Raw genomic sequence first — 23,570 nt, 5'->3', positions numbered from 1 at the left:
TCCGCCGGAGGACGATCCTTAACCACAACCTCCAAGAAGGCGTTTCCAAGCCGTCAGCAATGGTCCATAGTCATTGGTAGGCACAGCGCGACCTGAAGGCTACGCTCGGTTAGCAGTTGCGGACCGACGGGACATGCGTGAGAGGGGCCGGGATGTCCGGCAGGCAGCACAGAGAGACGGAGATGGCGCGGCGCATCCGGGCCAAAGGGCTCGCCGCCGGGCGCACCTCCGCTCAGATCGCTGAGGAGATCCACGAAAACTGTGGGCCCCAGTTCGGCACCACCAAGATCAAAGGGCATCGTCTCGCGCACGGCATCGCGCTGGCTGACGTCATCGAGCAGGTCAGAGCCCTGTTCGATCGGGACGCCAAGGCCCCGCCCGGCATCGGCGAGACCCTGCTGTCCGCCTACGAGAGCGGGCTGAAACGGCCGGGTCCCGAATATCTCCACTACCTCTGCTCGGTCTACCGGGTCGAGCCGGGCGCCCTCGGCTATGACGGTCCGTGCATCTGCGGCCATGGCCACCGGATGCCCGGGGTGCTCGGAGCCGATGCCAAGGAGCGCGCCCACATCGGGAGCAGTTCTCCGCGCGAGCTGCTGGTCCACCAGCAACCGGAGACGATCCCGACCCCCTCCGACGAGGAGGACGAGAACATCCTGCGCCGCACGCTGCTGAAACTGCTGTCCAACAGCACCCAGACCGCCAAGTTCGACGGCGAGGTGCTGGGCGCCGCCGAGGGCATCAGGCGGCGGATGGACAACATCCTCGTGTCGGCCACCGTCTCTCCCGCCATGCTCGACCAGTGGGAGGAGGCGACCGTCGCCTTCGGCCGGCAATACACCACCACCGCGCCGCTGCGGCTGCTGTGCGACGTGCTGCTCGAACTCAGCGCCGTGCGCAGCGCCATGTCCTTCCGCCAGCCCATCGACCTGCAGGAGCGCCTGTGCCGCATGGCCGCGCAGCTCGCCGGGCTGAGCGGCATGATCATGATCAACCTCGGCGACCACCGGCTGGCCCGCGCGTTCTTCCGTACCGGCCGCACCGCGGCCGACGAGACCGGCGACCGCGCGCTGCGCGCCTGGGTGACGGCCCGCGAGGCGCTCGTCCCGCTCTACTACGGCGACGCCCGCGAGGCGCTCAACCTGGCCAAGAAGAGCCGCGACCTGGCCGGCCAGACACCGTGCGCCGCGCAGGCCATGGCCCCGGTCGTCGAGGCCCGCGCGCTGGCCATGATCTCGGGCACCGACAGCAAGAAAGAGGTCGTCGACCAGGCCAAACGCGCGCTGGCGCGGGCCCGCAACGCTTTCTCGCACATGAAGTCACACGAACGCGAGGACATGGCCTTCGGCTACACCGAACGCCAGCTGTACTTCTACCAGGGCGACGTGCTCACGAAGCTCGGCCAGACCCTGGAGGCCGAGGTCGTACTCGATCAGGCCCTCGACAAATACCAGGATCACATCATCGACCAGACGCTGATCAGGCTCGACCGCGCGCAATGCCGCCTGATCGAAGGGGAGGTCGGGGAGGCGATCCGGATGGGCATCGAGGCGATGAAGCTCCTCGGTCCCGAATACCGCACCGATTTCATCATGCGCCCGGCTGTCGCGCTCGAACAGTCGATCAAGGCGCGGGACGCGAATCATCCCGACCTGGCAGCGTTCCAGGAGGAACTGCGTCCTTCTGAGCTGGCCATCGGGGAAGGGAATGGCGGTGCATGAAGCTGAAGATCCGGCGCTATCGCTGGTCTGACCTTGACACCATCCTCGCCCTGCATCAGATCTGCCTCGCTGAGGTGGGACTGGCGCCGGGCGACGGTGTTTACTACGACGACGACTTCCCCCGCATCCAGGAGCTCTACCTGGCGTGCGGTGGCGACTTCCTCGTCGGCGAGCTCCGCTCGCGGGTCGTGGCCATGGGCGGCCTGAGACCCATCGACTCGGAGACGGCCGAGGTGTGCCGGCTGCGGGTCCATCCAGGTTTCCAGAGGCGCGGTTTCGGCGCCACCATGCTGCTGGCTCTGGAGGAACGAGCGGTGGAGCTGGGATTCCACCGTGTACGCGGCGACACCACGCTCAACCAGGAAGCCGCCCTGGCACTGTACGAGCGGCACGGTTGGCGGGAGATCTCCCGGCGGCAGGTCGGAGACCTGGTCGTCGTCTATGGCGAGAAACGCCTCCGGCCGGGCGGTGACCGGCTGGCCGTCGAGTCGGCGGACGCGCTGGAGTCGTAGCGCCGCACTCGCCCCCTCCTCGCTCTCTCATTTTCGGACGTGCCCTTACCCGGACGCGCCTGCCCGTGCCTATGCACGGGCGGGCACGCTCCGTAGTCATGCCGTGGGGGCAGGTGAGCGGATGTGGCGGAAATAGTGCACTGAACACTCCTGCGGATACGGATGTACGCAACTGCGGGTGAGGCTCGTTCCTCTCGGTGGTAGAGGAACATCACCGGCTGCTGCCTGTACACCGACGGCTGCTGATTGTAGTGAGATGCTTTTTGACATGGCAGTCGTGCCCGCTCCCCGACCCCTCACGGGAGCCGTGCTTCTGTTGTTCGTCAGCGCCGCATGGGGGTCGGCGTTCCCGCTGATGAAAGATCTCATCCTGCGGTTACCCGTCGAGGACCTGCTCGCCGAGCGATACGTCCTCGCGGCGTTGACGCTCTTTCTGATCCGGCCGCGCAGCGTGTGGCGCCTGTCGCGGGACACCTGGATCAACGGGGTCATCCTGGGCATCATGTTCGGGGTCGGACAGTGTGCTCAGGCCATCGCGCTCGACAGCCTCCCCTCGGCCGTATCCGGATTCGCCGTCGGCTGCAACGTGGTCATCACCCCGATCCTGGCCCTGGTGATGTTTCGCGCCAAGGTGCCCCGCCGGGTCTGGGCGGGGGTGGGGCTGGCCCTGGCCGGCATGACCGTTTTCACGCTGATGCGCGGCACGGAGGGCCGGGAGATCTCCGTGCTCGCGCTCGGGGTGACGCTCGCCGCCGCCGCGCTCTACTCCGGCCACACGCTGATGCTCGCGCGGCTCTCGCGGGCCGAGAAGGCATTCGACGCGTACGCGCTCACCGTCATCCAGCTCGCCACCATCGGCGCCATGAGCGGCGTGCTGGCCGTGCGCGGCGGGTTCGCCGTGCCGGCCACCCTGCCCGACTGGGGGATACTCGCCCACCTCTCCGTCGTCTCGTGCGCTCTGGGCTTCCTGGCCCGCTCGTACGGCCAGGCGCACGTCCCGGCCGTCCCCAGCGCCGTGCTGATGTCGTCGCAGCCACTCTGGGTGACGGCGATCGCGGTGATCTGGTTCCACGAGCAGGTGGGGCCGAGCATGATCGTGGGCGGCGGGCTGATGGCGGTCGCGATGCTCCTGGCGGTGCCCGGCAGGGGCTCGCCCGGAGGCGGGCCCGACCGGTCGCTGGTCATGGCCAGCCGGAAGGCCAGGAGGGTGCTGGCCGACCTGAAGGTCAAGCGGGACGACCCGCTGAAGTTAGAGCGGTCCGCGGTGTCGTACCCCACGAAGAGCGCATGTGTACGCCCTGAGGCGTGCCCGTGGAACGCGCATTCGCACAAGGGGACAAGGGAGCCCAGTCTCGATCGGTTGATCGAACAGGCCATCAACATCGTCAAAGCGAAGAATCTCTCTCACGAAGGCTGCCAGTCGATCGACCTCTCCGGCCGTTGTCTGTGCGCGTTGGTCGAAGAATCTGGACACAAGAGGACGATGTCAATCTCCCGCTGGTTTCGGTCCCAATAGGCCACTAATTGCAGTCAAAAAACAAGAGGTTCTTATTGATGCACCGACCACTTATTCGCCATAAATCTTGATATTCGCTGGAGTGTCCGATAGTGGTGAATATCAACCCACAGTGGAAGGTGCATCATGAAGCGCATAGCCGTCCGCAAGCCGGGCACCGCGAGGCTCGCTGGGACCTCCAGCGTCATCCATAAGGGGTGATCGAGCATCTCAGGGCTCGGGGGGCGCCGCCCGCCCAATGGGAGGCCGTAGAGCTGCTGGTGCCGGTGATCAACGGGCACAGACGACCGCTCGGTCCCTACACCGTCGGATCCGCGCTGCTGCACCACCTGGTCCCGGCCGCCTTGGACAGCTCCAAGGATCTCGTGGCGGCCCATGACATCGAGATCCGCGCGGCGGCACCCGGTCTACGCGACCGGGTGCCGGCTCGCAGGATGTCTTTGGACGCGGACCTGGCCGATGACGAGCGCATCCTGGTGCCCGCGCCGCGCCGGTCGCTGCGGCTGGCCAACGGGATCGCGGAGTTCGTCCGCGCGGTGGTGCCGCCCGGCAGCGCGCTGGCGGTGAGCAACGCCGCCGAGGCCGACCCCACCGACACCGAACTGCTCGACGTGATGATGCGCCGGATCCCGCCGGACATCCTGATGATCATGGTCTACTCCGACGGCCCGGAGCCTCCTGAGGATTCACGTGACGCCGATGAACTGCGCGAACTCGTCGACCACTGCACGCGGGAGGGCTTCCTGCACGCGCTGGCCGAGCTGGGGCAGCGCGGGCTCGCACTCACCGAGCCCGGCAGCGAGCGTTGGTGGTTCTTCGCGCAGCGCACCGCGACCGCGCTCGGCGCGCTCGGCCAGACCCTCGAGGCCCGCATCCTGTGGGAGGCCGCCCGCCGGTCGAGCCAGGATCCCGCCGTCCACTCGGCCAGCGCGTACGGCACCGCCATGCTCGACGCCCGCCACCCCGACGCCGCCCAGCGCGACCTGGGCCGGGCCGCGGGCTGGATGAACCAGGCGATCGCCATCTCCAGCCTGCTGCACGACCCCGTGGAACGCGCCTTCAAACTCGGCTTCGACCGCAACGGGCTCGCCCTGATCGAGCTGCGGCGCGGCCGGCCCGACGCGGCGCTCGCCCTGGTGGAGTCGGCCCTCCACCTGGCCGGCGAGCTGGGGGAACGGCATCCGGTGCACCGGATGGTGCTGCTGGCCAACCGCGCCCAGCTGCTGGCCACGCTCGGGCGGGACAAGGAGGCGCTGGACGAGTACGGCGCGGCCATCGCGATCGACCCGGGGTTCCCCGACTACTACCTCGACCGCGGCAACCTGCTCTACCGGCTCGGGCGGCACGGGGAGGCGCTGGCCGACTACGAGCGGGCCATCCTGACCGGACCGCCGCTGCCCGAGGCGTACTACAACCGGGCCGAGCTGCGCATCGTGCGCGAGGACTTCACCGGTGCCCTCACGGACCTCGGCCGGGTGATCGAGCTGGACCCGGCCTACCTCGACGCCTACATCAACCGGGCGGGCCTGCTGGCCATGCTGAAGCGGGACGAGGAGGCCAGGGCCGACGTGACGATCGGGCTGGACCAGTCGCCCGGCAATCCGTACCTGCTGGTCGTGCTGGGCCAGGTGGAGACCGCGGCCGGACGGCTGAGCGAGGCGCGCCGGGCGCTGGACCTGGCCGTCGGGGCGGCTCCCGAGCTGGCGGCGGCCTGGGGCAACCGGGGCGTCCTGCGCTACGAGGCGGGAGACTGGGCGGGTGCGCTGTCCGACCTGACGCGGGCCATCGCGCTGGAACCCGGCCAGCCCGCCCTCTACGAGAACCGCGCCGTCGTCCATCGCGCCCTCGGCCACCCGGCCAAAGCGGCGACCGACGACGAGCAGGCGGCCCGTCTCCGGTCGACCAGTATGTAGGCATGCCGAAGCAACGGGCGGCGGCACCCTCCTGGTGATCACCGTGGGCACGTTCGCCTTGTCGGTCGTGGCGCTCGATCGGGTGGAGGTACGGGTGGCCTGGGTGACGGCGGCGGTGGCGCGGCCCTTGACATGGTGACCGGCCTGAGAGAGCGTCGTTCCATATACGGAACAGTGGAGGTGTGTCATGCGACCGAACTCCCGCTTCGCCCAGGTCCAGCCCATCGGCCTCGACGAGGTCGCCGCCGCGGCCGGGACAGATCCCGACGTACTCCGCCTGGAGAACCTCGACACCGACGTCCCACCCCCACCCGTCGCCGTGGCCGCGACCACGCGGGCGCTCGCGGAGGGGACGGGCAACAGCTGGCTGCCGCTCACCGGCCTGCCCGTGCTGTGCGAGGCGGTGGCGGCCGAGCTGCACCGGCGCACCGGCCTCGAGCACGACCCGCTGAGCCAGGTGGTCATCACCTCCGGCGGCACGTCGGCGGTCATGCCGACGCTGCTGGCCACGACGGAGCCGGGCGACCCCGTCGTCCTCACCGACCCCACCTACGCCGGCCTGTTCCAGCGCGTACGGCTGTCCGGCGCGCGCCCGCGCCTCGTCCCCCTGACGGTCGACGGCGGCCGCTGGCGGCTCGACAGGGACGCACTCGGCCAGGTACGCGAGGCGGCGGCGCTGCTGCTGATGAGCCCTTCGATGCCGTCCGGCGTGATCTTCTCCCTGGAGGACTGGCAGGCGATCGCGGAGACCTGCGCCCGCACCGGGGCGTACCTCATCTACGACGCGGCCATGGAGCGGATCGTCTTCGACGGGCAGCCCCGGATCAACCCGTGCCAGGTGGACGGCCTGGCGGAGCGGACGATCACGATCGGGTCGGTGTCGAAGGAATACCGCATGATCGGCTGGCGGATCGGCTGGATCGCCGGCCCGGCCGACATCATGGCCCGCATCAGGGTGGCGGCCATCTACAACACGACGGTGGCGGGCGGCTACGCGCAGCTCGGCGCGGCGGCGGCGCTCGCCGACCCGGCCGGAGCGGGCGTCGACGAGGCGGTGGCCGAATACCAGGCCCGCCACGACACCGTGCTCGCCCAGCTGTCCGGCCTGCCCGTGGTGCGGGCCGGTGGCGGCTGGTCGTGCCTGTTCGACGCGGCGGCCGTGGGCCTGACGGCGCCGGAGCTGTCCGCCCGGCTGCTGGAGAAGGGCCGGATCGCCGCAACGCCGATGACCGCGTGGGGCGAGGCGGTGGCGGGCCGGCACGTCCGGCTCGTCTTCAGCGCCGAGCCGGTCAAACGCCTGTCCGACCTCCGCGCCCGCTTCGACGCCGCACTGGAGGGTTAGACACCGAGCGCCCTGCGACCCGCCGGACACGGAGTGGTACGAAAGGGCGCTGGGAGGTCACCCACTACGACTACGGTTGAACCTGTGTCCTTCGACGAGCTGTTGCGTGACCTCCAAGAAGGAGCCAGCGCCCAGGCGGCGGGCATCAGGCGTGGCTACGGCGGCCCGCCCGCCCGCGCCGTGAGCGTCCGCTCCGGCCTGGCCCGGCTGCGCTGCGCCTCGCTGCTCAAGCCGCTATACGCGTGGGTGACGGCCGCGCACTACCCCGACTACGAACGCTGGCGCCGCCACGCCGAGCCGGCCGTGGTCGTCTCCTCCAACGCCGACACACTCAACCTCTGGCTCGCGGTCGGGCCCGGGGTCATCCTGGACGACATCTACCGGCGCACGGGCGTCGGCTGGGCGCTGCCCAACGGGGACCTGTCGAGGTTCGGCTCGGTGGAGGTGGCCGCCGACGAGGTCGCCACCGCCTACGCCGCGCTCGCCCAGACCGCCGCCGCCGGCGACCCGGTGGCGGGCACGATCCTCGGGTGGATGCGCGAGGTGACGGGCGAGCAGCAGTTCGGCGCGCGTGAGGCGCTCCGCTCGTCGGAGGCCGGGATCAAGTGCGGCTGGTACGGCGCCCCGGACGAGGCCGTCCTGCGCACGCATGCCGTGGCCGTGCTGCCCAGGGGCGGCACCCGGGTGACGGTCGTGGTGGGGATGACGGCGCAGCCCTACACCGACCCGCGCGAGCGGGAGATCTACCGGGCCCGGGTGACGGAGGGGCTGCCGGTGGAGGGCGAACACGAGAAGGTGGCGGGCGGCCTGCTGCGCGGGCTGATGCTGAACACGCTGACGGAGCTGGGCCACCGCCGCGCGTCCTGAAACCGCTATGTTTCCTGACCATGGTGAGAATCACGGTGCTTGGCGGCTGCGGAGCGTGGCCCGCGGCCGGGCAGGCGTGCAGCGGCTACCTGGTCGAGCATGAGGGGTTCCGGGTGCTCATCGACCCCGGTTACGCCACGCTGCCCAGGCTGCTGGCCTCGACGGCCGCCGAGGAGATCGACGCGGTGCTGGTCACGCACGGCCACCCCGACCACTGCGCCGACCTCAACCCGCTGCTCCGGGCCCGCGCCCTGGGCGACGCGCCGCCGGCCGCCCTGCCGGTGTACGCGCCGCCTGACGCTCTCACCGCCGTGCTCGCGCTGGACAAGGCTCGCATGCTGGCCAGTAGTTTCCGCCTGTACGACTTGGCTCCCGGCAGGCCGTACGAGATCGGGCCCTTCCGTCTGGACACCTGGTCGCTTCCGCATCATGTGCCCAACGCGGGACTCCGGCTGACCGGCGGCGGCCGGGTGGTCGCGTACACGGGCGACACCGGGCCCGCCCCCGAGCTGGCCGAGCTGGCGCGGGACGCCGACGTGCTGCTGGCCGAGGCGACCTATCCGGAACGGGTGCCCGACGAGGACGCGCCCTATCTGTCGAGCGCCCTCGACGCGGGCCGTACGGCGGCTCGTGCCGGTGTGGCCCGGCTGGTGCTCACCCACCTGTGGCCGGACACCCTGCCCGAGCCCGCGCTGGCTGCGGCCGCCAAGACGTATGACGGCGAACTCGCCGTGGCGACGGGCGGCCTCACCCTGGAACTGTGACCGCCTCAGGCCGGGGCGGTGAGCTCGGCGATCACCTCGGCCAGTTCGGGCGGCTCGACGCCGTGCGGCAGCTCGTCGGTGGCGAACCACCGGTAGCCGAGGTAGGCCCGCGCCTCCTCCTCGGTGAGCTCACCTGGATCCACCTCGGGGGTTCGCCTGGTGAAACAGGCCAGGTAGAACGGCTCGGTCTTCACGTACCGGACGCCGAGCCAGGTGAAGTCCCGACGGACGGGCACCCACCGATCGGACACCGCCGCCCCCGGCAGGCCGGTCTCCTCGGTCAGCTCCCGGGCGGCCGCTTCCAAGGGCGTCTCGCCGGGGTCGATCCCGCCACCCGGCGGCTCCCAGATCGCCTCGCCACTGACGTGGTCACGCCACCGCAGGAGCAGTATCCGGCCGTCGGCGTCCACGCAGACCACCCGCGCGGCGGGACGGTCACTGTTGGTCTGGGCCTCCACGTGTCCTCCTGTCCAGGGGTCAGCGTTTCATGGCGCCGTCCGCGATGGCGTCGGCGGCCTCGCCGATGGCCATGCCGACGATCTCCAGGCGGCGCACCAGCTCGCGTTCCTTCATCGCGTTCGCCGTCAGCTCGCCCGAGAAGATGCGGGCGATCTCGTACTGGTACATGCGCCTGATGGAGCCACCCGTCTTCTTCGCCGCCAGCGCGTCGTGGACCACGGCGGAGGGGTGGGAGGTGAGGACGCGTACGGCGTTCTCCAGGGCGTCGATGCCCTCGATGACCTGGTCGAGGAGCGGTGTGAAGCGGATCTGGTCCGGCACCCGATACAGGTAGGACTCCCGGACGAAGTCGCGCAGCGAGTCCAGCACGTCGTCGATCGAGCGGGACAGGCGGAACAGGTCCTCCCGGTCGATCGGCGTGACCAGGGCCGACTTGAGCTCCTCCACCAGGTGGCGCCGCTCCTCGTCGCCGAGGTGCTCGATCACGCGCATCTTCTCGTGCGCGCCCGTCCGGCCCACCTCTCCGCCGATCATGGCCATCGCCAGCCAGGCGCCCTCCTTGGTCGCCGCCAGCTGGCCGAGCAGGGCCTCGCTCAGCGCGCTGTCCATGTGTCCCGACATCAGCGCCCGGATCCGCCGCAACCGCTTCACGCCCAGCCCCCTCTCTGGCTCACGCCGTCACCGCCCGCACCACGTACGCCGCGACCCCGGCCAGCAGCGCGCTCGCCGGTAGCGTCAGCAGCCAGGCAATGACGATCTTGACGGCCGCGTACCAGCGGACCCGGCCGGCGCCCTGCGCCACGCCGGCACCGATCAGGCCGCCGGCGATGGCCTGGGTCATGCTCACCGGCATACCCAGTGCCGAGCAGGCGATCACCGCGCTGCCCGAGGCCAGTTCGGCCGTCACGCCGTGCAGGGGCCGGGAGACGATGATCTCCCGGCTGAGCGTGCGTCCCGCCCGGGGCAGGCCGTACACGGTGCCGAGCCCGAACAGCAGCGCCCCCAGCGAGGTGTAGGTGAGTGGCGCGTTCGAGAAGCCGATCGCGATCATGAAGATGGCGAGCATCTTCTGGCCGTCGTTGGTGGCGTAGGCGATGGTCTGCAGCAGGAAGCCCGCCCAGTGCCAGCGCGGCAGCCCGCCGCTGGTCGTCACCTTGACCAGCAGCTTGATCACCCCCCAGGCCAGCAGGCCGCCCACGACGGGCGCGGCCAGGCCGAAGGCCAGCACCAGGCAGACCGACCCGGCCGAGACCGGCAGCCCCCAGCCCAGGCCGGCCCCGGTGAGGCCGCCGACGATGGCCAGGGTGAGGCTGGTCGGGCGGCCTTTCGCGCTGAGCGTCATGACCACGATCAGCGCGGCGACCACCGCGACCGACATCGCGATCTTCGCCCCCGCCCCCTGGAACGTGGCCAGCCGATTCACGAACGTCAGCGCCACCCGATGGGTGACCAGCGGCACCAACGCCACCAGCACGACCAGGGTGAGGATGCCGATCACGGGACGGATCGCCGGCAGCTTCAGCCCGGTCGCGAGCAGAGCGCCGCCGTCGTTCATCCCGGACACGAACGCGAACAGGCACGCGATCGCGATCAGTACGGCGGATTCCAACGTCGGTCGCTCCATGGGTAGGCCGGCGAGAGGTACTCTGCCCAGGTCAGCCAGTAGCCACCCCACGATCCCCTGCCCGCGAGAGTGAAATCATGACCTCTGCCGAGTACACCCTGACCCTGTCCTGCCCCGACCGCCCCGGTGTGGTGGCCGCCGTCTCCGGCCTGCTGGCCGGGCGTGGCTGCAACATCATCGAGAGCCAGCAGTTCGGGGATCAGCGGGCGCAGCGGTTCTTCATGCGGGTCCAGTTCGCGGGGCCGCTGCCGGCGGACGACCTGCGTACGGCCTTCGCCGCCCTGGCGCCGGAGTTCGGCATGGAGGTCAAGCTGCGTGAGGTGGCCAGGAAGCCGCGCGTGCTCATCATGGTCAGCAAGTTCGACCACTGCCTGAACGATCTGCTCTACCGCGTGCGCGCCAAGTCCCTGGACATCGAGATCGTCGCCGTCGCGTCCAACCATCCCGACCTCCGCCCCCTGACCCAGTCGTACGGCATCGACTACCACCACCTGCCCGTCACGCCCGAGACCAAGGCCAGGCAGGAGGCGGAGGTGCTGGCGCTGGTCGAGCACTATCAGGTGGACCTGGTGGTGCTGGCGCGATACATGCAGGTGCTGTCGGAGGATCTCTGCGAGAAGCTGGCGGGCCGGGCCATCAACATCCACCACTCGTTCCTGCCGTCGTTCAAGGGCGCCAGGCCGTACCACCAGGCGCATGACCGGGGCGTCAAGCTGATCGGCGCGACCGCGCACTATGTCACGTCGGACCTGGACGAAGGCCCGATCATCGAGCAGGAGGTGGCGCGCGTGAACCACAGCCACTCCCCGCAGGACCTGGTGGCGATGGGCCGGGACGTGGAGTGCGTCGCGCTCGCGCGGGCCGTGAAGTGGCACGCCGAGCAGCGGGTGCTGCTCGACGGCCACAAGACGGTCATCTTCCCCCGCTGACCCTGCGGCCTTATGGCCACATGACGACGAGCTTGCCGATCGTGTGGCTGTTCGCGAGGTCTGCATAGGCTCGCGTGGCTTCTGCTGGTTGGTAGCGGTGGGTGATGGTGTTCGGCAGGGTTCCGCGTACGGCGAGCGCGGCCAGTTCGTCCAGGTCGCCGGGGGCGGCCCGGGTGTAGACGGTGTCCACCCGAACGCCGGCGAAGGCCGCGGGGTCGGGGCTGGGGAAAGCGATGTTCAGCAGCCGCCCGCCCGGCCGGATGGCGCGGGCCGTGCCGACCAGGGCGGGGCCCGACTGGGCCAGGTTGACCAGGGTGTCCACGCCGTCCGGGTGGCGGCGCAGGGTTGCCGCGCCCGGATCGGCCGAACGGTAGTCGATCACCTCGGCGGCTCCCAGCGCGCGAACGTACTGCTCGTCGTCGGGTATCGCGGTGGCGATCACATGGACGCCGCGCGCGGCCAGCAGTGGGACCACCACGCCGCCGACCCCGCCGGCCGCGCCGATCACGAGCGCCTTCGTGCCGCGCGTGAACGTTCCGGCGCGCAGCAGGGGCAGAGCCGTCAGGCCGGCGATCGGGAGAGTGGCGGCGTGGTCGGCGGGCAGGTCCGGCGGGCGGTGGGCCAGGGCCGGCGTGTCGGCGTCGAAGAGCGCGTATTCGGCCATGGTGCCCGTGGTCAGGGAAGGCGGTGTGGCGGCGAGGTCCGCCATGGCCTTGGCCGCGTAGGGGAGGCCGAAGCCGAATATTTCATCCTTCGGGGTGAATCGGGTGACTCCTTCGCCGACGCCGGTGACCGTACCGGCGAAGTCGCTGCCCGGAACGTGCGGGAACACCAGTGGAGCCGACTCTCGCATCACCCCGCTCAGAGTGCGGAGATCGGCCGGGTTCAGTCCCGCGGCGGTGATGCGCACCCTTACCTGGCCGGGGCCCGGCTCCGGTGCCGGGATGTCTTCGATCTCCAGTACGTCCGCCGAGCCGTACTGCCTTGCCACCAATGCCCGCATGGGTGCCTCCTTCGCGTAACCGGACCGGTTGGTCATGTTATGGGCGTCAGCATAATATGACCGGGCGGTCCGGTTGGGATAGGGTTGGCTTGTGGGGACGATGCGAGCCGATGCCATGCGTAACAGGCGGTTGCTGCTCGACGCGGCTGCCGCGGAGTTCGCGGAGCATGGGATGGACGTTTCGGTGGCGCAGATCGCGGTACGGGCCGGGATCGGCAAGGGGACCGTGTTCCGCCACTTCGCCACCAAGGATCAGCTCATCACGGCGATCTTCGCCGACCAACTCGACGACCTCGCCACCACGGGCGAGGCGCTCCTGCGGGGGACCGCAGTGGCGGTGGGTGTGGATACGGGCGCTGGTATCGATGCGGGCGCGGGCGCGGGTGTTGGTGGGGGGCCCGCGGTGGCGCATGGCGCGGACGCGTTGCTGGCGTTCATGAGCGCGGGCGTGGCGGCGCAGGTCAGCGATCGGGCCTTCTGCCAGGCGGCGGGGGCGATCGCGCGGGCCGATCCGCAGGTGCGGCGGGCCAGTCAGCGGCTGGCGGCCGTCGCGGAGGCGCTCACGGCCGAGGCCCGGTGCGACGGATCCGTGCGCGACGACGTCACCGGGCACGACATCGTGCTGCTGATCAACGCCGCCTCGCAGGCCACCGCGCCACTCGGTGACACGGTGCCGGGGCTCTGGCGGCGCTATCTCAGCATGATGTTCGATGGGCTGCGTCCCGAGGCCGCCCACCCGCTGCCGATCCCCGCTCCCGAGGAGACGCACTTCACGGCGGCTGCGCACCGCGCCTGAGCGACCGTTGAGGACGCGTCGGGTGTTGAGGGCGCGGTCCGGCGTACGCGGTCGCTCAGAGCGCATTGGGCGTGGGTGGAGGGCTCTTGCGCCGTCAGACGTCGCGGGCGGAGAGGGCGTACGTGTCGCCGTCGAGGCCCCAGGTCAGGACGCGTCGCGGTCGGATGCCGATCCACGCGGCGTCGAACGGGAACCCCGCTCCCAGCCGCTCACCCAGCTTCTCGCCGCCGTCGAGGTGCGTCTCCGCGAGGCCGCGGATCTCGATGCCCCGAGGCGTCCACGGATCGACGGACGCCAGGTCGTCGACCACGAGCGCCACGTCCGGCCGAGCCCTGGCATCGCGGAACTTCTTGCTCGCCACCATGTCCGCGACACTGCCGATCACGATGACCTCGGTCTCGGGATCGTAGAAGACACCCACCGGCGTCACGTGCGGCCCACCCCCGGCACCGACCGTGGCGAAGCGGCCCAACGGCTGGCTGGTCAGATACGAGATCTCCGCCTCGGTGAACGCGGTCACGCCCCCTCCCGAGATCCGCGAGAGCCGGTGCGGGCGGCGGCAGACGACGTGCCGGCTGACCGCCGCAGAGCAGCTAGCAGGGTGGCGGTGTCGGGCGAGCCGCTGAGCGGCTCGGCGCCGGGGAAGACGAAGGTCGGCACCGCCGTGATCCCGGCCGCCCGCGCCGCGGCGACCTGCTCGCGTACCTCGGTGACGCCTTCCGCCGAGGCGAGGATCTCCCCGGCCCCCTGTACGCCGGCCCGCGCCGCCGCCTCGCTCAGCACGGCGTGGTCGCCGAGATCGCCGCCGTCACGGAAGTACGACTCGTACGGCGCCGTGGCGAGCCTCGCCTGAGCCCCCGCGCCGTACTCCCGCAGCGTGAACCAGAGCAGCCGATGCGCGGCGAACGTGTTGACCGCCACCGCCCGATCGAAGCGATACTCCACCCCCTCACCCGCCCCCAACTCGGTCATGCCCGAGGTCATCAAGGCCGCCTGCTCACGGCCGAACATCTCGGCCATCGCCTCCATCAGCGGCCGAGCCTCCTGTGGCGCGTCGGCGGCGAGCTGGTACGGCAGGTGGACGAGCTCGGCGGCACCACCGAACGCCTCCACCGCACGGTGGAAGCGGTGCGTGCCCAGTCGGCACCAGGGGCACGCCAGGTCGGCGTACACCTCAACCCGTATGGGTGTTGTTTCACTGGTCATACGCCCAACCTGCCGGTCCCGGCGCGGGTGAGGAAGGCCGCGTGAAGACGGGCACCGGCAGGGCCACCCAAAGGGCTTAGGGGCGGTAAGTCCCGAAGTACCAGACGTTCCCCTCGGGATCCTGGCAGGCGTACTCGCGCGACCCGTAAGGCTGATCGGTGAGCTCCATCGTGATCGTGGCCCCGGCGGCCTGGGCGCGGGCCAGGTGCGTGTCGGGGTCGTCGACGGCGATGTACATGCCGGGACCGCCCGGACTGCCCTCCCCGAGCATGATCAGATCGTCCTCGACGAGGAGTTCGGCGTGGGTGACCACGCCCTGGTCGTTCTTGGACGCCTCGTGCACCCGGAATCCGAAGGCGGCGGTCAGGAAGTCGATGGCCGTCGCGCAGTTCTGATAGCGGGCCAGGGCGTAAACGGTTCGTGTCATGCGGTCAGTATCAGACGGGGGCAGCCGCCGGTCTTGGACGAATCTGACCGGGCGTCGTGTCGCCCAGCACCCTGAACTCGCGGTTCATGTGCGCCTGGTCGTAGAAGCCGCAGTCGGCGGCGACGCCGGCGATCGCCCGGCCGGAGTGGAGCAGGCGCAGCGCGGACTGGAAGCGGATCACCCGGGCGGCCGTCTTCGGCGTTAGGCCGACCTGGTCGTGGAAGCGGGCGACGAGATGGCGGTGGCTCCAGCCGAGCGACGAGGCCAGCCACGATGGCCCCACGCCACCGCCCGAGGCGAGAAGCCGCGCCCACGCCCACGGCACCTCCGGGCCGAGCTCCGGCCCGGCCAGGATGCGCTCCGTCAGCAGCCGGTCGGTCAGGGCCAGCCGCTCGGGCCAGGACGCCGTCTCGCCCAGCCGCTCGACGGCCGTGCGGGCCCAGGCGCCGAGCAGGTCCTCGATCGGGACCACGAGGTTCGTCAGCTCCCGCATCGGCACCCCGAACAGCCGCCGCGCCCCGAACGGGGTGAGGGATACCTGTACGCCCTCGGCCGGGCCGAGCGTGCGGGTCACGGTGAAGCGGTCACTGAGCCCGCCGGTGAACGACGTGACGCGCGCCTCGCCCACCCCCATCGCCGCGCCGAACCCGAGGATCAGCACCGCACCCGGCATCGCCGCCTCGGACCGCGTCAACGGCGCGGCGTAGTGCTCCCGGTACGCGGTCAGCCGCGTCACGTACGGCCGCAGCGCACTGCTGGGGACGGCCCCCACCATGGCCAGCCCCAGCATGCTCATATTTCCGACTATAGGCCGGTGTGCCGGGCCAGGAACGTCAGCGTGTCAGCCGACAACTCGACCGACCGGCTGACCGAACGGGCGCCATGGCCCACCTCGGTCTCGTTGCGCAGCACGATCGGCCCCGCACCCGTGGACGCGTGCTGGAGCGCCGCGCACATCTTCCACGCGTGCAGCGGATGCACCCGCGTGTCCGACTGGAAGACCGTGAACAGCGTCGCGGGGTACGCCACACCCTCGCGAACATGGTGATACGGCGAGTATCCCAGCAACCAGCCGAACCCTTCGGGATCGGCGGCGGAACCGTACTCGACGTTCCAGGTCGCCCCGAGCCCGAACTGCTCGTAACGGATCATGTCGAGCAGCGGAGCGGAGCAGGAGACGGCCGCGTACAGCTCGGGACGCTGCGTCAGCGCCGCGCCCACCAGCAGCCCGCCGTTGGAGCCGCCGGAGATCGCCAGCTGCTCGGGCGTCGTCACTCCGGTCGCGATGAGGTGCTCGGCCGCGGCGTGGAAGTCGTCGAAGACGTTCTGCTTGTTGCCGAGCATGCCGGCGCGGTGCCAGTCCTCGCCTTCCTCGCCGCCGCCGCGCAGGTTGGCGATCGCGTAGACGCCGCCCGCCTCCACCCAGGCGAGCACCGAGGCGGAGTAGCCGGGGGTCATCGACAGCCCGAAGCCGCCGTAGCCGTACAGGATGGTCGGACGCGGCCCGTCGCCGTCGACCGGCGAGATGACCAGCATGCGGACGTCGGTGCCGTCCTTCGACCGGTAGACGACCTGGGACGTGCGCACCGGCGGCACGTCCACCGCGCCCGGTGAGGCGGCCCAGAGCGTGGTCTCGCCGGTCCTGGCGTCATAGCGCTGGATGGTCGGCGGCGTGGTGTTGTCGGTGTAGCCGAACCACGCCTCGTAGCCGCCTTCAGGACGTTCGGCGATGCCGCCGATCGAGCCGAGGCCGGGCGCGGGCACCTCGCCGATCCGTTCGCCGGTGGCCAGGTCGTGCACGGTGATCTCGCTGATCGCGTGGCGCGTCCAGCCCACCAGCATGACCGGGCGGTCGAGGTCGTCGAGGATCGCGAAGTCGGACAGCACCGCCTCGGCGTCCTCGGGGATCAGGTCGCGCCAGGCCTCGGCACCGGGCGTCGCCGGGTCGGTGACGCAGATCCGGGCGCGCGGCGCGTCGCGGTCGGTGTGGACGTACAGCTTGCCGTCGCGGCCGAACGAGAGCCCCGTCTGGGCGTCCACGCCCTCCTGCACGACCTGGAGATCGGGCCGGTCGGGCGGGGAGGCGGTCAGGTCGGCCACCCACAGGTCGTTGCGCGGCGCCGTGCCCTCGCTGGCGGAGATCTGCAGCCAGTGGCCGTCACGCGAGACCGAGACGCCGTAGTAGTTGGTCATCTTCAGGCCTTCACCGAAGATCATCACATCGTCCTCGGTGGACGTGCCGACGCGGTGCAGGTAGACGCGGCGGTGGAACTGCGACTCGCCCTCCGGCAGCTCCGTGCTCGGCAGCCGGCGCACGTAGTAGAACGCCTCGCCGCCGGGCAGCCAGGCGATGGGGGAGTAGCGGCACCGGTCGATCGGGCCCTCCACCTGGGCGCCGGTTGCCACGTCCATGACGTAGAGGACCGACTCCTCGTTGCCGCCCACCGAGATCTGGTAGGCGAGCAGGCGGCCCTCCTTGTCGGGTTGCACGGCGTCGAGCGTGGTCAGGCCCGACGGGTCGAGCGCCATGGGGTCGATCAGCGCCCGCTCCGTGCCGCCGGCTCCGTCGTCGGCGACGTAGTAGACCGCGTGCTCCTGGTCCGGCGTGCGGCGGCTGAAGAAGTGACGCGTGCCGCGCCACGCGGGCACCCCCACGGAACCCGACCTGAGCAGCTCGGCGATGCGGTCCCTGAACCGCTGCGGCTCGCTCTGCCGCTTGAACAGGTCGGCCTGCCCGAGCAGCCATCCCTGTGTCTCCGGGCTGTCGGGATCCTCAAGCCAGCGATAGGGGTCCGCGACGGGAGTGTCGTGCAAAATCTCGTCGCTTTCCGCGCGGCGTGCTGTGGGGTAGGGCTCTCGCGTCATGCCCGAACCCTACTGCCATGCAGCGTGCGTAAAGCCCTGGTGAAGTGGGCATAAAACGTACCGTGCGTCCCTCTGGTCATTCCGGCTGGGGGTTATGGGGTGGCGGGGAGCATGCGGTAAACGTCAGACTTGGTGATAGGACGGTGCCGTGGTGACCATCCGCTGGACCGTCCGGCGGAGGTCCACGTGACGGAAGCACCAGTGCCCCAGGAGGGGCCGACAGCCGGGACATGCCATGGCATGTCCCCCTTGATACCCATGCAGCAGGGAGAGGCCCGATGACGCGCCAAGTCCTGCTGCTCAACGCCACTTACGAGCCACTCACCACCCTCTCGCTGCATCGGGCCATCGTGCTGGTGCTGCGGGACAAGGCCGACATCGTCCATCGTGACGGCCGGGGCGCGGTCCTGCGCTCCGCGACCTGCACGCTGGAAGTCCCGTCGGTGATCCGGCTCCGCAGATACGTCCGTATTCCCTACCGGTCTCGCATCCCCCTGACCAGGGCCGCGCTCATGCGGCGCGACGACTACCGCTGCGCCTACTGCGGCATGCGGGCCGAGACCATCGACCACGTCGTCCCCCGGTCCAGGGGCGGCCCCCACACCTGGGAGAACTGCGTCGCCTCGTGCACGCCGTGCAACCACCGGAAAGCCGACAAGTTCCTGGAGGAGCTGGGGTGGACGCTACGCGTCGCCCCGGCGGTGCCACGGGGCGCTCACTGGCGGCTCATCGGCGCTTCGCTCGTCGGCGACCCCCAATGGGCGCCCTACCTGGAAGCGGCTGCCTGACCTTCGGGCCCGGATCCCTCGGATCCGGGCCTGAAATGTCTTTGTCCGGCTCCGCAGCTCCTGGCAGGATCCCAGGACATGTGGACCTTCACCACCGACGTCGAGGAGTACGCGGCCGTCGCCGAGGCGTTCCTGCTCGCCGACCCCGTGGGCAACACGGTGCCGCTGACCGTGCTGGCGAGCATCCGCGCCGGAATGCCGGTCGACGACGCCTACTTCGGCTGGTGGACCAGCGACGGCGAGGTACGCGGGGCGGCGTTCCGCACCCCGCCGCATCCGGTCGGGCTGGCCCGCATGCCGGTCGAGTCCATCGCGCCGCTGGTCGAAGCCTTGAAGGGCGAGATCCCCGAGGTCATGGGCCCGCTGGAGCTGACCGAAGCGCTCGTCGAGGCGCTCGGCGAACCCAGCTCCGTGCTGTCGGAGCGCCTCTACCGCCTCGGCACCCTGACCATCCCCTCCGACACGGCAGGCCATGGCCGTCTGGCGGGGGTCGCCGACTTTCCCCTGCTGGTCGCCTGGTTCCTGGCGTTCGGCGACGAGGCGGGGCTGGGCATCGGCCGGGATCCCGCTCGGGACGTCCAGCACCGGCTGGCCGGCCGGCAGCTCTTCCTGTGGGAGGCGGACGGGGCCCCGGTGTCGCTGGCCGCCCTGTCGCCCGCCGCGGGCGGGGTCTGCCGCATCGGGCCGGTGTACACGCCGCCGACATGTCGCAGGCGTGGGTACGGTGCCGCGGTCACCGCGTTCGCCAGCCAGGTCGCGCTGGAGACGCGCTGCGAGCAGGTGGTGCTCTTCACCGACCTGGCCAACCCGACGAGCAACAGCGTCTACCGGTCGATCGGCTACGAACCCGTCTCCGACTACGCCCAGGTGAGCTTCGGATCTTTGCCGTAGTCTTTGGGCATGCCGCGCTATGACTTCCGCTGCCGGGCCTGCGGGTCGACCTTCGAGGTGACCCGCCCGATGTCCGCCTCCGACGAGGCGGCCGCGTGCCCCGAGGGGCACGACGACACCGTCAGGTTGCTCTCCACGGTCGCCATGACCGGCGGCGCCGCAGCCCCGCCCTCGGGCGGCTGCTGTGGTGGGGGGTGCTGTAGTTAATCAGAGGCTCTTTTTTTTACGGCCGGCCCGGTGAGCCCCACCCGCCGCACAGGGCTGGGCTCTGTCCAGGGGCACGCTCCTCCGGTTCACCGGCCGAGCGCCGTGACGTGCGCACGTGCACCGGTGAATCCCTTGACCGCCAGGCCGGCCACGCGTTCGACTGTCGCGATACCCGTGGGCATGTCCGGGCTCCGTTCCGACAGGACGGCGATCAGAAGTTCGTGGTCCGCCACGAGCACACGGCCCACACTGTTGATCGTCCACAGGCCGCCGTGCGCCTCGGCGGGCAGCCAGCCGTTCTTCAGGGCCACCTTGCCGCCCGCGGCGCTGACACCCCAAACCTGGCCCGGGGTCACGGACGACATCAGGCCGAGCGCGTAACGGCGGTTGACCGCCGAGACCGGACCGGTGGGGTCGGTGAGCAGGTCGAGCACCTTCACCTGATCTGACGGGTTGCTGCGCGTCGCGCCCCAGAACCGTCCGCCGCCGGGATACGTGTCGCGCACGCCGAGCCGGTGGAGGGTTCTGGTGAGGCCCGCCTGGCGGCCGATCGCCACGTAGAGGTCGTGCGCGCTGTCGTTGTCGCTGTAGCGGATCATGCGGTCGGCCAGCGCGCGCTGGTGGGCGTTCAGTTGCCGGTGCTCGCGCTGCGCCTGCAGCAGCAGTGCCAGCAGGATGTCGACCTTGGCCACGCTGGCCAGCATGAACGGCTGCCCCTCGTGGAAGGCGTATTGGACGCCGGTGGTCCTGTCCTGCACCGAGACCGCCGTCCGGCCCGGCCGCCCCCGCAGGTAGCGATCCAGCGCCAGATCGAGCTCCTGCCGCGCGGCCTTCGGCAACTGGGCGGCGTTGGACACCTGGATGGCCGCGGCACCCGACGCTCCATCCCCGGGCAGCCGCTCAGGAGCGGCCGCCAAGGCGGGAGGGGCGGCGGCCATCGCGGGAGGAGCGCCGGCCGCGCCGCCATTGCCGCAGCCGGACACCCCGGCCACCAGAGCCAGCAGGATCCCTCGAAGAAGCATGAGCGGGAGCCTGCCACCCGCCGCGCCAACGGCTGGGGCGCGGAGGGTCAAGGCTCGCCCAGTTTCCCGGCAGGGAGCTTCTTAGGCGGCGCGAGCCCGCTTGCGCCGCTGGAACGGCAGGAACCGGTCGGCCAGGTGCGGCCGCGAAGGAGTCAGCGTCGGCTCGACCGCGAGGATCCGATCGAACCGGAACGCCCGGATGGCCCGCCGCATCCGGCAGACCCCGACGAGATACCAGTATTCGCGATGCACCAGACACGTCACGGGCTCCACATCCCGAGCCGTGACATGTCCGGAGGCATCCTGATAGTGCAGGCGAACCATCAGGCGGCTGGTGATGGCATCCGCGATGAGCCTGGCCCGCGACGCGACGTCCACGGGCAACGGTTCGGTGAGCGTCGTGAGCGTGGTGGCGATGACGTCGTCGTCGAGCTCCAGATGCTCGAACGCGTGTTGCAGACCGCGCCTGGCGGTGACGGCCTGCGGACCGGATCCCAGATGAGCGAGGGACAGGGCGAGGGCAGCGATCTCGGCGGTGGTCAGCGGGCGAGTGTGAGAGTTCACGCCTGTAGCCATACCCCCACAATAGAGACGACCACCGACAGTTTTCGAAAGCCTGTACGCCTGGTAAGCACCCTGTATCGCCCGGATAAGGGCTGAAAAGCCGCCTGCCACCACGGCCCGCCGTCACCCGGCATCACGGACAGGTCCGACTGGCGCCACCAGTATGACCATACGGAAGCCATGGCCAAGAAGACGCACGTCACGGCGCCCCGCCCGCTCCACCGGAGGAGCGTGGCCCTGGACAGGCACCAGCCCCGCACGGTGGGTGGGGCCCACCGTGCTTGGCCGTAAAGAAGACTTATCTCGACAGCTGGGTGAGGTCGCGCGACGCGCCCGTGGAGGCCGACGTGGTCATGGCCGCGTACGCCTGGAGTGCGGCGCTGACGGGGCGGTTGCGGTCGCGGGGACGGTAGCCGCCCAGGTCGGCGAGGAGGCGCTCGCGGCGGGCCGCCAGCTCGGCCTCGGGGACGCGGAGCTCCAGCGACCGGTTGGGGATGTCGATCTCGATCGTGTCGCCGTCCTCGACCAGCGCGATCGCGCCGCCCTCGGCCGCCTCCGGAGAGGCGTGCCCGATCGACAGCCCGGACGTGCCGCCGGAGAAGCGGCCGTCGGTGACCAGCGCGCAGGCCTTGCCCAGGCCCCTGCCCTTGAGGAACGACGTCGGGTAGAGCATCTCCTGCATGCCCGGCCCGCCCTTCGGCCCCTCGTAGCGGATGACGACCACGTCGCCCTCCTTCACCTGGCCGCCCAGGATGCCCTCGACCGCCTGCTCCTGCGACTCGAACACCACCGCCGGCCCGCTGAACTTCCAGATCGACTCGTCGACCCCGGCCGTCTTCACCACGGCGCCGTCACGCGAGATGTTGCCGTAGAGGACCGCGAGCCCGCCGTCCACGGAGTAGGCGTGCTCCAGGTCGCGCACGCAGCCCTCGGCCCGGTCGAGGTCGAGGGTGTCCCAGCGGTTGTCCTGGGCGTAGGGCTTGACCGTGCGGACGTTGCCGGGCGCCGCGTGCCACAGCGCGACGGCCTCGGGCCGCACCGTGGGCGACTGGGGGTCCCAGGCGGCGATCGTCTCGCCGAGCGTGCCGCCGTTGACCGTCGGCACGTCGCGGTGGAGCAGCCCGGCGCGGTCGAGCTCGCCCAGGATGGCCGGGATGCCGCCCGCGCGGTGCACGTCCTCGACGTGGTACTTGTTCGTCGCCGGAGCCACCTTGCACAGGCACGGCACCCGCAGGGAGATCTCGTTGATCTCCTTGAGCCCGAAGTCGACCTCGGCCTCGCGGGCCGCGGCCAGGATGTGCAGGATCGTGTTGGTCGAGCCGCCCATCGCCACGTCCAGCGTCATCGCGTTCTCGAACGCGTCGCTGGTGGCGATCGAGCGCGGCAGCACCGACTCGTCGTCCTCTTCGTAGTAGCGGCGGGTGATCTCCACGAGCTGGCGGCCGGCGTCCTCGAACAGCTTCTTGCGGTCCTTGTGCGTGGCCAGGATCGTGCCGTTGCCCGGCAGCGCGAGGCCGAGCGCCTCGGTCAGGCAGTTCATGGAGTTGGCGGTGAACATGCCCGAGCACGACCCGCAGGTCGGGCAGGCGTTCTCCTCCATCTCCAGCAGATCTGCGTCGGAGACGCTGCTGTCGGCGGCGGCGACCATCGGGTCGACCAGGTCCAGCTTGCGGCCCGGCGTCTTGCCGGCCTCCATCGGCCCACCGGAGACGAAGATCGTCGGGATGTTCAGCCGGAAGGCGGCCAGCAGCATGCCCGGCGTGATCTTGTCGCAGTTGGAGACGCAGATCATCGCGTCGGCGCAGTGGGCCTGGACCATGTACTCGACGGCGTCGGCGATCAGCTCGCGCGACGGCAGCGAGTAGAGCATGCCGCCGTGGCCCATCGCGATGCCGTCGTCGACCGCGATTGTGTTGAACTCACGCGGGATCGCCCCCGCCTCGCGGATCGCGGCGGACACCACGTCGCCGACGTCACGCAGATGAACATGGCCGGGGACGAACTGCGTGAAGCTGTTGGCCACGGCGATGATGGGCTTGCCGAAATCGCTCCCGGCTACGCCGGTCGCCCGGAGGAGGGCGCGGGCGCCGACCATGTTCCTGCCGTGGGTGACCGTACGTGACCTGAGGGCGGGCATTGGACTTCTCCCATCGT

The 23,570-nt window shown here is 70.5% G+C and carries 24 protein-coding genes; 12 read left to right on the top strand and 12 right to left on the bottom strand.

Annotated elements, in window-relative coordinates; all coding sequences use genetic code 11:
- Positions 1 to 182: 182 nt before the first annotated feature.
- The 7 genes from KME78_RS52300 (at position 183) to KME78_RS52270 (ending at position 8,635) form a co-directional block, all read left to right on the top strand.
- Complete coding sequence (locus KME78_RS52300) at positions 183 to 1,721, top strand: NsdA family TPR-like regulatory protein (RefSeq protein WP_246654366.1); 1,539 nt, start codon at positions 183 to 185, stop codon at positions 1,719 to 1,721.
- A complete protein-coding gene (locus tag KME78_RS52295) occupies positions 1,718 to 2,233 on the top strand; it encodes a GNAT family N-acetyltransferase (protein ID WP_219537510.1) in 516 nt (171 codons plus the stop codon). Before KME78_RS52300 ends, KME78_RS52295 begins: the two co-directional genes overlap by 4 nt.
- Before the next feature lie 307 nt (positions 2,234 to 2,540).
- Positions 2,541 to 3,749: a DMT family transporter gene (locus tag KME78_RS52290; RefSeq protein ID WP_219537509.1), complete on the top strand. Its 1,209-nt coding sequence runs from the start codon at positions 2,541 to 2,543 to the stop codon at positions 3,747 to 3,749.
- A 197-nt stretch (positions 3,750 to 3,946) separates the two neighbouring features.
- Entirely contained in the window at positions 3,947 to 5,662 is a 1,716-nt protein-coding gene (locus KME78_RS52285) for a tetratricopeptide repeat protein (RefSeq protein WP_308127454.1), read from the top strand.
- A 187-nt stretch (positions 5,663 to 5,849) separates the two neighbouring features.
- Positions 5,850 to 7,004 carry a pyridoxal phosphate-dependent aminotransferase gene (locus tag KME78_RS52280; protein WP_219537508.1) on the top strand — a complete coding sequence of 385 codons (1,155 nt, stop codon included), beginning with the start codon at positions 5,850 to 5,852 and terminating at the stop codon, positions 7,002 to 7,004.
- An 84-nt stretch (positions 7,005 to 7,088) separates the two neighbouring features.
- Complete coding sequence (locus KME78_RS52275) at positions 7,089 to 7,871, top strand: hypothetical protein (protein ID WP_219537507.1); 783 nt, start codon at positions 7,089 to 7,091, stop codon at positions 7,869 to 7,871.
- Positions 7,872 to 7,891: 20 nt separating this feature from the next.
- Positions 7,892 to 8,635, top strand: coding sequence for an MBL fold metallo-hydrolase (locus KME78_RS52270; protein WP_246654365.1), 744 nt, complete (start codon positions 7,892 to 7,894; stop codon positions 8,633 to 8,635).
- A gap of 5 nt (positions 8,636 to 8,640) precedes the next feature.
- Here the strand turns inward: KME78_RS52270 and KME78_RS52265 are convergent, their stop codons facing one another.
- Genes KME78_RS52265 through KME78_RS52255 form a run of 3 tightly spaced genes read right to left on the bottom strand, consistent with a single transcriptional unit; the run spans position 8,641 to position 10,703 of the window.
- Entirely contained in the window at positions 8,641 to 9,093 is a 453-nt protein-coding gene (locus tag KME78_RS52265; protein WP_219537506.1) for an NUDIX hydrolase, read from the bottom strand.
- Between the two features lie 19 nt (positions 9,094 to 9,112).
- Positions 9,113 to 9,745, bottom strand: coding sequence for a DUF47 domain-containing protein (locus KME78_RS52260; RefSeq protein ID WP_219537505.1), 633 nt, complete (start codon positions 9,743 to 9,745; stop codon positions 9,113 to 9,115).
- A gap of 19 nt (positions 9,746 to 9,764) precedes the next feature.
- The gene (locus KME78_RS52255) at positions 9,765 to 10,703 is read right to left on the bottom strand and encodes an inorganic phosphate transporter (protein ID WP_219537504.1); all 939 of its coding nucleotides are present in this window, start codon (positions 10,701 to 10,703) and stop codon (positions 9,765 to 9,767) included.
- A gap of 92 nt (positions 10,704 to 10,795) precedes the next feature.
- Here KME78_RS52255 and purU point away from each other — a divergent pair, with 92 nt between their 5' ends.
- Positions 10,796 to 11,647, top strand: a complete 852-nt coding sequence (gene purU / locus KME78_RS52250; protein ID WP_219537503.1) for a formyltetrahydrofolate deformylase — start codon at positions 10,796 to 10,798, stop codon at positions 11,645 to 11,647.
- Positions 11,648 to 11,657: 10 nt separating this feature from the next.
- On the opposite strand, the gene KME78_RS52245 is transcribed toward purU, so the two are convergent.
- Positions 11,658 to 12,650 carry an NADP-dependent oxidoreductase gene (locus KME78_RS52245; RefSeq protein WP_219537502.1) on the bottom strand — a complete coding sequence of 331 codons (993 nt, stop codon included), beginning with the start codon at positions 12,648 to 12,650 and terminating at the stop codon, positions 11,658 to 11,660.
- Positions 12,651 to 12,750: 100 nt separating this feature from the next.
- On the opposite strand from KME78_RS52245, the gene KME78_RS52240 reads away from it, so the two are divergent.
- Positions 12,751 to 13,446 (top strand): TetR/AcrR family transcriptional regulator, encoded by a 696-nt coding sequence (locus tag KME78_RS52240; RefSeq protein ID WP_219537562.1) that lies wholly within the window; start codon positions 12,751 to 12,753, stop codon positions 13,444 to 13,446.
- A 94-nt stretch (positions 13,447 to 13,540) separates the two neighbouring features.
- On the opposite strand, the gene KME78_RS52235 is transcribed toward KME78_RS52240, so the two are convergent.
- From KME78_RS52235 to KME78_RS52215, 5 genes are all read right to left on the bottom strand, one after another.
- Entirely contained in the window at positions 13,541 to 13,966 is a 426-nt protein-coding gene (locus KME78_RS52235) for a PPOX class F420-dependent oxidoreductase (RefSeq protein WP_219537501.1), read from the bottom strand.
- On the bottom strand, positions 13,963 to 14,652 hold the full coding sequence (locus KME78_RS52230) for a DsbA family oxidoreductase (protein WP_219537500.1): 690 nt from the start codon (positions 14,650 to 14,652) through the stop codon (positions 13,963 to 13,965). The genes KME78_RS52235 and KME78_RS52230 overlap by 4 nt, the downstream gene beginning before the upstream one ends.
- A gap of 76 nt (positions 14,653 to 14,728) precedes the next feature.
- Entirely contained in the window at positions 14,729 to 15,079 is a 351-nt protein-coding gene (locus KME78_RS52225; protein WP_219537499.1) for a VOC family protein, read from the bottom strand.
- Between the two features lie 10 nt (positions 15,080 to 15,089).
- Positions 15,090 to 15,875 carry a helix-turn-helix domain-containing protein gene (locus KME78_RS52220; RefSeq protein ID WP_219537498.1) on the bottom strand — a complete coding sequence of 262 codons (786 nt, stop codon included), beginning with the start codon at positions 15,873 to 15,875 and terminating at the stop codon, positions 15,090 to 15,092.
- A gap of 8 nt (positions 15,876 to 15,883) precedes the next feature.
- Positions 15,884 to 17,944, bottom strand: a complete 2,061-nt coding sequence (locus KME78_RS52215; RefSeq protein ID WP_219537497.1) for a prolyl oligopeptidase family serine peptidase — start codon at positions 17,942 to 17,944, stop codon at positions 15,884 to 15,886.
- Between the two features lie 278 nt (positions 17,945 to 18,222).
- Here KME78_RS52215 and KME78_RS52210 point away from each other — a divergent pair, with 278 nt between their 5' ends.
- From KME78_RS52210 to KME78_RS52200, 3 genes are all read left to right on the top strand, one after another.
- Positions 18,223 to 18,732, top strand: a complete 510-nt coding sequence (locus tag KME78_RS52210; RefSeq protein WP_219537496.1) for an HNH endonuclease — start codon at positions 18,223 to 18,225, stop codon at positions 18,730 to 18,732.
- 78 nt (positions 18,733 to 18,810) lie between these two features.
- Positions 18,811 to 19,623 (top strand): GNAT family N-acetyltransferase, encoded by an 813-nt coding sequence (locus tag KME78_RS52205; protein WP_219537495.1) that lies wholly within the window; start codon positions 18,811 to 18,813, stop codon positions 19,621 to 19,623.
- A gap of 9 nt (positions 19,624 to 19,632) precedes the next feature.
- The gene (locus KME78_RS52200; RefSeq protein WP_219537494.1) at positions 19,633 to 19,830 is read left to right on the top strand and encodes an FmdB family zinc ribbon protein; all 198 of its coding nucleotides are present in this window, start codon (positions 19,633 to 19,635) and stop codon (positions 19,828 to 19,830) included.
- 86 nt (positions 19,831 to 19,916) lie between these two features.
- On the opposite strand, the gene KME78_RS52195 is transcribed toward KME78_RS52200, so the two are convergent.
- The 3 genes from KME78_RS52195 to ilvD form a co-directional block, all read right to left on the bottom strand.
- Positions 19,917 to 20,852: a serine hydrolase gene (locus tag KME78_RS52195; RefSeq protein ID WP_219537493.1), complete on the bottom strand. Its 936-nt coding sequence runs from the start codon at positions 20,850 to 20,852 to the stop codon at positions 19,917 to 19,919.
- 81 nt (positions 20,853 to 20,933) lie between these two features.
- Entirely contained in the window at positions 20,934 to 21,416 is a 483-nt protein-coding gene (locus KME78_RS52190) for a WYL domain-containing protein (RefSeq protein ID WP_308127453.1), read from the bottom strand.
- 298 nt (positions 21,417 to 21,714) lie between these two features.
- Positions 21,715 to 23,553, bottom strand: coding sequence for a dihydroxy-acid dehydratase (gene ilvD / locus KME78_RS52185; protein ID WP_219537491.1), 1,839 nt, complete (start codon positions 23,551 to 23,553; stop codon positions 21,715 to 21,717).
- Positions 23,554 to 23,570: the final 17 nt, after the last annotated feature.

This window comes from Nonomuraea guangzhouensis (assembly GCF_019396345.1).
In the GTDB taxonomy this organism is placed as follows: domain Bacteria; phylum Actinomycetota; class Actinomycetes; order Streptosporangiales; family Streptosporangiaceae; genus Nonomuraea; species Nonomuraea guangzhouensis.
The sequence above is the reverse complement of the archived record's forward strand: the minus strand, read 5'-3'. Positions and strand labels throughout refer to the sequence as shown.